Source organism: Mesorhizobium sp. BR1-1-3, from assembly GCF_020165455.1.
GTDB lineage: Bacteria > Pseudomonadota > Alphaproteobacteria > Rhizobiales > Rhizobiaceae > Mesorhizobium > Mesorhizobium ciceri.
In genome coordinates, this window is the sequence record NZ_JAIUIC010000017.1 from 110,534 (window position 1) to 121,222 (window position 10,689).

The following is a 10,689-nucleotide window of genomic DNA, read 5'->3' on the forward strand; positions in this document are numbered from 1 at the left end:
ATGGCGACCGCGGAAGAAGTCGCCAAGGCAGCGGAGCGGCGCGATGTCCGCGACCGCTGGCTTTTGTCAGCGCCAGCGCTGCTGGTCATTTTCCTCGCCGCGACCGGCCCCTTGCTGATCGTGCTCGTCTACTCGTTCCTGACGCCAGGCTCCTATGGCGACGTGAAGTGGCAGTTCTCGCCGGAAGCCTGGATAGCGGTGTTTCTGGAACGCGATATCTTCGACGACACGCTTTCGATCGCCGCCGCCCACGTCACCATCTTCCTGCGCTCGATCAAGCTCTCGGTGGTGACGACGATCGCCACCTTGGTGCTTGGTTTCCCGACCGCCTATTTCATGGCGACGCGCAGCGAAAAGACCCGCGATCTCTGGCTGTTCCTGATCACCATTCCGTTCTGGACCAACCTTTTGATCCGCACCTTCGCAGTGCTGCAGATCATCCGCAACGAAGGCATCATCAACACAATGCTGCTCAAGCTCGGCATCATCTCGGCGCCGATCCAGATCCTCTACACCGACACGGCGATCCTGATCGGCATGGCCTATGTCTACCTGCCGCTGATGGTGCTGCCGATCTACGCCAGTATGGAAAAGCTCGATTTCCGGCTGGTCGAGGCGGGCTATGACCTTTACGCCACGCGCTTCCAGGTGCTGCGGCGAATTATCTTTCCGATGGTCAAGCCGGGCGTCATCGCCGGCTCCATCCTGGTCTTCATTCCAGCGCTTGGCGCCTATGTGACGCCGAGCGTGCTTGGCGGCGGCAAGAACATGATGCTGTCCAACCTGATCGAATTGCAGTTCGGGCAGGGCCGCAACTGGCCACTCGGCTCGGCGCTGTCGATCGCCGTCATGATCATCGTCATGGTGGCGCTGCTTGCCTATGTGCGCAATGCCGGCAAGTCGGGGGTGCGTCATGGCTAAGAACTTTTCCATCAAGAACCAGCCAGGATTCAGCGCGATCGCCGCGACCTGCTTTATCGTGCTGTATCTGCCGATCATCGTGCTGGTCATCTATGCCTTCAACGCGGCGAGCTCGACCTCCGAATGGGGCGGCTTTTCGCTGAAATGGTTCCAGTCGGCATGGCAGAACACGCAGGTCGTCGATGCCACGCTGCGTTCCTTCCAGATCGGCTCCATCGCGGCGGTGCTCTCCACGATCTTTGCCACCATGGCGGCGCTCGCCACCACCCGCACCGCGTCCTATCCCGGCCTCACCTTCAAGTATGCGGCGATCAACCAGCCGCTGATGGTGCCCGAGATCGTCACCGGGGTGGCGCTGCTGATCTTCTTCTCGCGCATCAAGATCTTCACCGGTTATTCCGGCATCGGCTATCTGGTCGCCGCGCACACGGCGTTCTGCATTCCCTTTGCCTATTTGCCGATCCGGGCGCGGCTTGAGAATATGGACCTGACGCTGGAGCGTGCCGCAGCCGACCTCTACGCGACGCCCTGGAAGACGTTCCGGCGCATCACGCTGCCGCTCCTGTGGCCCGGCATCCTGGCCGGGCTGATGCTGGCCTTCGTCATTTCGCTCGACGACGTCGTCATCACCGAGTTCGTCAAATCGGGCGGCCAGGACACGCTGCCCACCTACATGCTCGGCCAGATCCGCCGCGGCATCACACCCGAGATCAACGCGATATCGACCGCCTTCCTGCTGCTTTCGGTCGCGATCGTCACGTTGTTTTTCTTCGTCAGCAGGAAACGAGACTGAACCGAAAAATGGGAGTTAAAACCATGAACTGGAAGACAACAGCAACCGCCATGGGGTTGGCGTTGCTCGCCTCGACGGGCCTGGCCCGCGCCGACGGCGTGCTCAACATCTACAATTGGGGCAACTACACCAGCCCCGACGTGATCAAGAAGTTCGAAGCCAAATACAACGTCAAGGTGACCATCACCGATTACGATTCCAACGACACCGCGCTGGCCAAGGTTCGCCAGGGCGGCACCGGCTTCGACATCGCGGTGCCGTCGCAGACCTATGTGCCGATCTGGATCAAGGAAGGTCTCCTGCTCGAGACCGATCCGGGCAAGATGGAGAACTTCAAGAACGTCGCGCCGGAATGGGCCAATCCCGAGTTCGATCCGGGCCGCAAATATTCGGTGCCGTGGGCCTGGGGCACGATCGGCGTCGTCGTCAACACCGATGCCTACAAGGGTCCGGCCGACAGCTGGGGCATCGTCTTCAACACGCCGGACGAGCTGAAGGGCAAGGTCAACGTCGTTCCGGAGATGGGCGACGTCATCTTCGCGGCGATCAAATATGTCGGCGGCCAGCAGTGCACCGACGACAAGGCGGTGCTGAAGAAGGTGCGCGACCTCCTGGTGGCGGCCAAGCCGAACTGGATCGCGATGGAATACAACACCATCGAGAAGATGGGCGCCGGCGATTTCAAGGCGACCAGCGACTGGAACGGCTCGGCGCTGCGCCAGCGGCTGGTCAATCCGGCCATCCACTACAACTATCCGAAGGAAGGCTTCGGCCTGTGGAGCGACAACGTCGTCGTTCTGAAGGAAGCCAAGAACGTCGACAATGCCAAGCTGTTCCAGAACTTCATCATGGATCCGGAAAACGCGGCGGGCCTCTCGGCCTTCCACCGCTATGCCAACGCCATCACCGGCTCGGACAAATACATGCCGGCGGACATGAAGGATGCGCCGGAAGTCGTCATTCCGGCCGATGCCAAGCCGAAAGGCGAATTCCAGAAGATGTGCCCGCCGGAAACGCAGGAACTCTACACCAAGATCTGGACCGAACTGCAGAAGTAATCGCTGCATGAGAGACCCGGCGGTACATGCCGCCGGGTCTTTTCTTTTCCGGGAATGGCTTTCATGGACTCCTATCGCAACAGCGATCCGCGGCCGCCGATCATGCAGGGCTCGCCGCCCGCCATGGTGCCGCCGAAGCTCGACTGGGACCGGCCGCCATGGAACCGCTGGGCGTTCCAGCACATCCGTGAAATTCTGCCGACCGCCGAAGTCTGGCGCGGCAACGGCCATCGCCGCCGTCTCGAACGCGCCGAGGTCGATCTTGACGGGCTGGCGGTCGAGGACAGCGAGGGCAAGCCGACGACACTCGCCGGGCTGCTCGACGAGACCTATACGGACGGTTTTCTGGTGCTCAAGGACGGCAAGGTTGCCTATGAGCGCTATTTCAACGGCATGGACGAGCGCACGCTGCACCTGTCGCAGTCGATGGCGAAGTCCGTCACCGGTTCGGTGTTCGGCATACTGGTCGGGCGCGGCCTGATCGATCCGGCCAGACCGGTAAGCGACTACCTGCCGGAACTCGGCGCTACCGGCTGGGCCGGCGCCAATGTGCAGCATGTGCTGGACATGACCAGCGGCGTGCGTTTCTCCGAGGAATATACCGACCGCTATTCCGACATCGGCCAGGTCGATGTCGCCACCGGCTGGAAGCCGGTGCCGCTTGGCAGCGATCCGGATTTTCGCTGGCCCTCGCACATGTTCGAACTGATCCTGGGCTTGAAGGAAACGGTCCGTCCGCACGGGGCTCAATTCGAATACCGCTCGATCGAGACCGATGTGCTCGCCTTCATCATGGAGCGGGTGACAGGCAAACGGCTGCCGCAGCTGGTTTCGGAAGAGCTCTGGCAAAAGCTCGGCGCCGACGAAAGCGCCTGCTTCACCGTCGACAGCGCCGGCTATGCGGTGGCCGATGGCGGCTTCAATGCAACGTTGCGCGATTATGGCCGCTTCGGCCAATTGATCCTCGACAATGGTGGCGGCGTCGTGCCGGCCGGCTGGGTCGAGGACACGCGCAACGGCAGGCATGGGCCGGACTTCAGCCCCAGCCTGCCGGAGGGCAGCTATCGCAACCAGTTCTGGATCGAGGACCCGCGCTCGCGCGCACTGATGTGCCGCGGCGTGTTCGGTCAGATGATCCATATCGACTGGAACACCGGAATGGTCGTGGTGAAGCTTTCGACCTGGCCGGATTTCGCCAATGGTGCCTATTCCATAGCGACGCTGAAAGCCGTGCACGCTATCGCCACGGCACTTCGCTGAGCCTCCACAAAGAAGAAACGACCCGGAAGGAAACGCCATGACCGGCAAAACCGTGTTCGAGACCCGCTATGGCTTCCGGCGCAACCAGGTGGTGCTCGCCAATTGGCGCGAGAACCCGTTCAACCGGTGGTCGTTCCAGAATCTCGGCGAACTGGTGCCGACCGCCCGGGTGGCGGCGACGTCGGGCGTTGTCGAAATCCCCGTGCGCGATATGGGCGGCCTGCTCGGCGAGAAGGTCGCGATCGCCGGCACACCGGAGACGGTGGCTGATTTTCTCGCACGTTCGAGCACCGACGCACTGACGGTGATGAAAGGCGGCAGGATCGTCGGCGACTGGTTCGCGCCGCATATGGATTTCGGCGCCCGCCACATCATCTTTTCGATCAGCAAGTCGCTGACCGCCATCATTGCCGGCATACTAGAAGGCGAGGGGGTGTTCGACCCGGAAGCGCCGGTGACGGCCTACATCCCCGAAGCCGCCGGCTCGGCCTATGGCGATGCGAGCGTGCGGCATGTGCTCGATATGAGCGTCAGCCTCGATTTCGAGGAAGCCTATCTCGATCCGGAAAGTGCTTTCGCCCGCTATCGCCGTGCCACGCTGTGGAATCCGGGCGGCGGCACGGAGAGCCTGAGCGAATTCATCCTGACCCTGCAACGTCTTGCAGCCCCGCATGGCCAGACCTTCCGCTACCGCTCGCCGAATTCCGACCTGCTCGGCCTGCTGCTCGAGCGTGCGTCGGGCCAGCGGTTCACCGACCTGATGCGCGAGAAGCTGTGGCTGCCGCTCGGCGCTGTCAGCGAAGCCTCGATCGGCGTCGACATGGAAGGCACGGCGCGCACGGCCGGCGGCATTTCGGTGACGCCGCGCGACCTGGCGCGTGTCGGCGAGATGATGCGGCAAGGTGGCATGGCCAATGGCCGCCGCATCGTACCGGAAGCCTGGGTGCGCGACACGACCAGCACTGGCGGCAGTGCGGACGCCTGGCAGCGCGGCGCGATGCTGCCACTGTTTCCCAAGGGCCGCTACCGCAACAAATGGTACCAGACTGGACACGAGAACGGCGCCTATTGCGGCATCGGTATCCATGGCCAGTGGCTGTATGTCGATCCCAGGACCGAAGTGGTGATCGCCAAGATGTCGTCGCAGCCGGAGCCTGTCGACGATCCGCTCGACATCGAGATCGTCGCGTTCTTCGAGGCGCTGAGCCGGCTGATCTAGGCGCGCCGCGATCGCCACATTGGCGCACGCTTTCCTGTGGACCCGCCGGGCTGATCGAAGCGCGGCGGTTGGCGGGCCGGACGTCTGCGCCTATGGTCGCCGCTCTTTGGATGAGAGCAGGAACGACATGGCATCCGACATCAAGCGCATTGCAGCCATCATCGCGGCCGAGATCAGCGCACGGCCCGAACAGGCGGCCGCGGCGATCGAACTGCTCGATGAGGGCGCGACAGTGCCGTTCGTGGCGCGCTACCGCAAGGAAGTCACCGGCGGGCTCGACGACACGCAATTGCGCGATCTTGCCGAACGCCTTGCCTATCTGCGCGAGCTCGACGCGCGCCGCGACACCATCCTTGGCTCGATCCGCGAACAGGGCAAGCTGACCGAGGAGCTTGAAGGCAAGATCGTCGCCGCCACCACCAAGGCGGAACTTGAGGACATCTACCTGCCCTACAAGCCCAAACGCCGGACGAAGGCCGAGATCGCCAGGGAGCGCGGGCTGGGGCCGCTGGCCGAAGCCATCTTGGCGAACCGCTCATTGGTGCCTGCCGAACTGGCGCTGGCCTATGTCAGCGAAGAGGTGGCCGATACCAAGGCGGCGCTCGAGGGCGCGCGCGACATCCTGTCGGAACAATTCGCCGAGAATGCCGATCTGGTCGGCAAATTGCGCAGCTACATGAAGGAGCGCGCCTTCATGCGCGCCAGGGTGGTCGACGGCAAGCAGGAGGCCGGCGCGAAATTCTCCGATTATTTCGACCATGTCGAGCGTTGGGCAAATGTGCCGAGCCATCGCGCGCTGGCGATGCTGCGCGGCCGCAACGAGGAAGTGCTGTCGCTCGACATCGAGGTCGATGCCGATGACACCTCACCGGTGAAGCCGGTCGAGCGGATGATCGCCAATGCCTATGCCATCGGCGGCAGCCTTCCGGGTGACAGATGGCTGATGGAGGTGGCGGGCTGGACCTGGCGTATAAAACTGTCGCTGCATCTGACGCTCGATTTGATGCGCGATCTGCGCGAGCGGGCGGAGGAGGAAGCGATCCACGTCTTTGCCCGCAACCTCAAGGATCTACTGCTGGCCGCTCCCGCCGGCTCGCGCGCCACGATGGGGCTCGACCCCGGCATCCGCACCGGCGTCAAGGTGGCGGTGGTCGACGGCACCGGCAAGGTGCTGACAACGACGACGGTCTATCCATTTCCGCCCAGAAACGATGTGCGCGGCACGCAGGCGGAACTCGCCAAGCTCATCCGCCAGCACAAGGTCGAGCTGATTTCGATCGGCAACGGCACCGGCAGCCGCGAGACGGAAAAGCTGGTGGCCGACATGCTGTCCGACATGCCGGCGGACGGCGGGCCGAAGCCACTGAAAGTGATCGTCAGCGAGGCCGGCGCCTCTGTCTATTCGGCATCGGCGACGGCGGCGGCGGAATTCCCCGGCCTCGATGTGTCGTTGCGCGGCGCCGTGTCGATCGCCCGGCGGCTGCAGGATCCGCTGGCCGAACTGGTCAAGATCGAACCCAAATCGATCGGCGTCGGCCAGTACCAGCACGATGTCGACCAGTACCGGCTCGGCCGCTCGCTGGAAGCGGTGGTCGAGGACGCGGTCAATGCCGTCGGCGTCGATCTCAACACTGCCTCGGCGCCGCTTTTGGCGCGCGTTTCAGGTCTGGGCGCATCGCTGGCCGACGCGATCGTTGCGCATCGCGATGCGACCGGGCCCTTCGCCAGCCGGAAGGACCTGCTCAAGGTGCCGCGGCTCGGACCTCGGGCCTTCGAACAATCCGCCGGCTTCCTGCGCATTGCCAATGGCAGCGAGCCGCTCGACGCCTCGTCGGTGCATCCGGAGGCCTATGGCGTGGCGAAGAAGATCGTCGCTGCCTGCGGGCGCGATGTGCGGTCGTTGATGGGCGATAGTGCCGCGCTCAAGGCACTCGACCCACGCGTCTTCGTCGACGAGCGTTTCGGCTTGCCGACGGTGCGCGATATCCTGGCGGAGCTGGAAAAGCCCGGCCGCGACCCGCGCCCAGGCTTCAAGACGGCGACCTTCGCCGACGGCATCGACGACATCAAGGATCTGAAGCCCGGCATGCTGCTGGAAGGCACGGTCACCAACGTGGCCGCCTTCGGCGCCTTCGTCGATATCGGCGTGCATCAGGACGGGCTGGTGCATGTCTCGCAGCTGGCCGATCGGTTCATCAAGGATGCGCATGAGGTGGTGAAGGCCGGCGACGTGGTGAAGGTGCGCGTCGTCGATGTCGACATCAAGCGCAAGCGCATCGCGCTTTCCATGCGCAAGGATAGCGGCGAGGGTGGTGCTCCGCGCAGCGGACCGCGCGACAATGGTGGCGGCAGGCCGGCACCACGTTCGCCGGCACCCCAGCAACGCCAGCCGGAGCGGCCGGCGCAACAGGGAGCGTTCGGTGCTGCTTTGGCGGATGCGCTGAAGCGAAAGTAGCTATTCTGCGACGAGCCCTATGAGTGTTCCAGCCCAACGAGACAGGGAGGCGTGGAGTTCAAGAGCCATTGAGTGGCTGTCCTCCCTCAAGAATAGTTGGGATGTCGCGGGCACCATGCAAGACGCGCTCGACACGCACCTCATCGCCGTCGGTGGTGTAGAAAATAACATAGCGATGAAATGCAAAGGAGCGCAGGCCGGGCCATAGGGTCGGGCGGGGGACGCCGCCATGCGGCACGTCTGCAATGCGGCTACAGCGTTCCCTGAGCGCGGCAATGAAGCGCCGACCCGCAGCCGGATTTTCAGCATGGATGTAGTCGCTGATCTCTTCGACGTCCTGCGCGGCGGCTGGCGCAAATATGACCGCCATAGTTCACGGCTTTCCGCCGCGGTATTTTGCTTCCAGCCGCTGAAATACCTCTTCGGCAGGGATACCTGGGCCGCTTTCCACGCCTTTGCGGATATCCGCGCGCAACGCAGCAAGCTTTGCCTTGCGCTGTTCTTCGCGCTCTTCCAGCAGGCGCAGGCTATCGCGCATAACCTCACTGGCGCTGGCATAGCGGCCGCTTTCCACCAACTCGCGAACGAATGTCTCATAGTGGGTGCCGATGCTGTAGCTTGCAGGCATGGTCTCTCCTTTCGCTTTATCCAATATTATCAATTTTTGATAAACCGGCCAAGTCAAATTTGACGTGCGACCTGACCCAGCAGCCAGTCGCGAAAACTGGCGACCGGCGGATGGCCGCGCTTGTCGTGCGGGACGACGAGATAGTAGGCACTGCGGCTTTGCATGGGCTGGCCTGGCGCCGGCACCAGCTGGCCGCGCTGCAATTCGCCTGCAATAAGGATCAACGGCAGCAGCGCCACACCGAGCCCCGCCATGCAGGCCTGGGCGGCGGTGCCGAACTGTTCGAACTGCATGCCGGGTCCGGTCGGCGCGCTCAGGCCCTGATGCTCGAACCATTCGGTCCAGGCGCCAGGACGCGTCGCCATGTGCAGCAGCGGCAGGCGGCCGATATCGGCCGGTGAGGCGATGGCGCGGCCGGCGAGGAATTCGGGCGACACGACCGGCGCCACGGTTTCGCGCACCAACAGTGTCGAGTCGGCCTCCGGCCAATCCGGCAGGCCGTAGTGGATGGCGGCATCCAGCCTCTCCCTGGCGAAATCGAAGCGGCCGACGCGGGTGACGAAGTTGATGGTGATATCGGGATTGTTTTCGACGAAATCGGGGATCATCGGCATCAGCCAGCGCGTGCCGAAGGTCGGCAAAATGGCAAGGTTCAGGATACCACTATGCCGATTGCTCATCAATCCAAGGGCTGCGTCACGCAATTGCCCAAGTGCTGAACGCACCGCCTCGGCGTAGATCTCGCCCGATGTCGACAGCCTGACATTGCGGCTGTCGCGTTCGAACAGCCGGCGGCCGAACTGATCTTCCAGTAACCTGATCTGTCGACTGACCGCGCCTTGGGTCAGATCGAGCTCCTGGGCGGCGGCGGTGAAACTGCCGAGCCGGGCCACAGCCTCGAAGGCGGCAAGGGCGCTGATGTTGGGCAAAAGGCGGCGTTGGACACTCATGATCCATTCCTAACGATCATTGATCGGTGAATCAATTTCGTTTGATTTTTTCGAGGCGCAGGCCGATAGAACGGGCCAACATTTTGCTTCATGCATGTCATCGTTTTGAGCGACATGCATTGGTTGGGAGAAACGCGATGGCCGCCGACAAGAACGCATTCGTCTGGGAAGACCCGTTCCTGATCGAGGGCCAGCTTTCGGAAGACGAGCGCATGGTGCGCGACGGGGCGGCCGCCTTCGCCGCCGACAGACTGGCGCCGCGGATCGAGGACGCCTACCTCAACGAGACCTTCGACACCGCGATCTTCCGTGAAATGGGCGAGGCCGGCCTGCTCGGCATCAACATCCCTGAAGAATTCGGCGGGCTTGGCGCGAACTACGTCACCTACGGGCTGGTCGCACGCGAAGTGGAGCGCGTCGATTCCGGCTATCGGTCGATGATGTCAGTGCAGTCGTCGCTGGTGATGTATCCGATCTATGCCTATGGCTCGGACGAACAGCGCAAGAAGTACCTGCCCAAGCTCGCCAGCGGCGAGTGGATCGGCTGTTTCGGCCTGACCGAGCCGGATGCCGGCTCCGACCCGGGCGGTATGAAAACGCGCGCCGAGAAGACCGCCAACGGCTACAGGCTGTCCGGTTCGAAGATGTGGATTTCCAACGCGCCCGTCGCCGATGTGTTCGTCGTCTGGGCGAAGCTGAAGGGCGAGAACGGCAAGGACGAGATCCGTGGCTTCGTGCTGGAAAAGGGCATGAAAGGGCTTTCGGCGCCGAAGATCGGCGGCAAGCTGTCGCTGCGGGCGTCGATCACCGGCGAAGTGGTGATGGAAGGCGTCGAGGTCGGCGAGGACGCGCTGCTGGCCAACGCAAAGGGCCTTGGCGGACCGTTCGGATGCCTCAACCGGGCTCGCTTCGGCATTTCCTGGGGCTCGATGGGCGCCGCCGAGGATTGCTGGCACCGCGCCCGCCAATACGGTCTCGACCGCAAGCAGTTCGGCAAGCCGCTGGCCGGCACGCAGCTCTACCAGAAGAAGCTTGCCGACATGCAGACCGAAATTGCGTTGGGATTGCAGGCGTCCTTGCGCGTCGGGCGGCTGCTGGATGAAGGCAAGATGGCGCCGGAAATGATCTCGATCGTCAAGCGCAACAATTGCGGCAAGGCGCTGGACATCGCCCGCCAGGCCCGCGACATGCATGGCGGCAACGGCATCCAGATCGGCTACCACGTCATGCGCCATGCGCAGAACCTTGAGACGGTCAACACCTATGAAGGCACGCATGACGTGCATGCGCTGATCCTGGGAAGGGCGCAGACGGGGTTGCAGGCATTTTTCTGAGCCGGCAACCGTTGCTTAAATTAGGTGCACCGCAACATCTCTGCTTGGAGAATGGTCGCCAGATGTGTCAG

General features: G+C 63.1%; 10 protein-coding genes. 7 read left to right on the forward strand and 3 right to left on the reverse strand.

Annotated elements, in window-relative coordinates; translation table 11 throughout:
• From LB559_RS29435 to LB559_RS29460, 6 genes are all read left to right on the forward strand, one after another.
• Positions 1-921 (forward strand): ABC transporter permease, encoded by a 921-nt coding sequence (locus LB559_RS29435; protein ID WP_013529815.1) that lies wholly within the window; start codon positions 1-3, stop codon positions 919-921.
• Positions 914-1,714: an ABC transporter permease gene (locus LB559_RS29440; protein WP_224675610.1), complete on the forward strand. Its 801-nt coding sequence runs from the start codon at positions 914-916 to the stop codon at positions 1,712-1,714. The genes LB559_RS29435 and LB559_RS29440 overlap by 8 nt, the downstream gene beginning before the upstream one ends.
• A 23-nt stretch (positions 1,715-1,737) precedes the next feature.
• Positions 1,738-2,772: an extracellular solute-binding protein gene (locus LB559_RS29445; protein ID WP_224675611.1), complete on the forward strand. Its 1,035-nt coding sequence runs from the start codon at positions 1,738-1,740 to the stop codon at positions 2,770-2,772.
• A 63-nt stretch (positions 2,773-2,835) separates the two neighbouring features.
• Entirely contained in the window at positions 2,836-4,032 is a 1,197-nt protein-coding gene (locus LB559_RS29450) for a serine hydrolase domain-containing protein (protein ID WP_127368316.1), read from the forward strand.
• Positions 4,033-4,069: 37 nt separating this feature from the next.
• Positions 4,070-5,251: a serine hydrolase domain-containing protein gene (locus tag LB559_RS29455; protein ID WP_224675612.1), complete on the forward strand. Its 1,182-nt coding sequence runs from the start codon at positions 4,070-4,072 to the stop codon at positions 5,249-5,251.
• Between the two features lie 127 nt (positions 5,252-5,378).
• Positions 5,379-7,706, forward strand: a complete 2,328-nt coding sequence (locus tag LB559_RS29460) for a Tex family protein (RefSeq protein WP_224621561.1) — start codon at positions 5,379-5,381, stop codon at positions 7,704-7,706.
• Between the two features lie 58 nt (positions 7,707-7,764).
• Here the strand turns inward: LB559_RS29460 and LB559_RS29465 are convergent, their stop codons facing one another.
• From LB559_RS29465 to LB559_RS29475, 3 genes are read right to left on the reverse strand one after another with little or no spacing between them, the layout of a single operon-like run.
• A complete protein-coding gene (locus LB559_RS29465) occupies positions 7,765-8,076 on the reverse strand; it encodes a type II toxin-antitoxin system RelE/ParE family toxin (protein WP_024502672.1) in 312 nt (103 codons plus the stop codon).
• Between the two features lie 3 nt (positions 8,077-8,079).
• Complete coding sequence (locus LB559_RS29470; RefSeq protein ID WP_224675613.1) at positions 8,080-8,334, reverse strand: type II toxin-antitoxin system ParD family antitoxin; 255 nt, start codon at positions 8,332-8,334, stop codon at positions 8,080-8,082.
• Positions 8,335-8,387: 53 nt separating this feature from the next.
• The gene (locus LB559_RS29475; protein WP_224675614.1) at positions 8,388-9,284 is read right to left on the reverse strand and encodes a LysR family transcriptional regulator; all 897 of its coding nucleotides are present in this window, start codon (positions 9,282-9,284) and stop codon (positions 8,388-8,390) included.
• A gap of 137 nt (positions 9,285-9,421) precedes the next feature.
• On the opposite strand from LB559_RS29475, the gene LB559_RS29480 reads away from it, so the two are divergent.
• Positions 9,422-10,618 carry an acyl-CoA dehydrogenase gene (locus tag LB559_RS29480; RefSeq protein WP_224675615.1) on the forward strand — a complete coding sequence of 399 codons (1,197 nt, stop codon included), beginning with the start codon at positions 9,422-9,424 and terminating at the stop codon, positions 10,616-10,618.
• Positions 10,619-10,689: the final 71 nt, after the last annotated feature.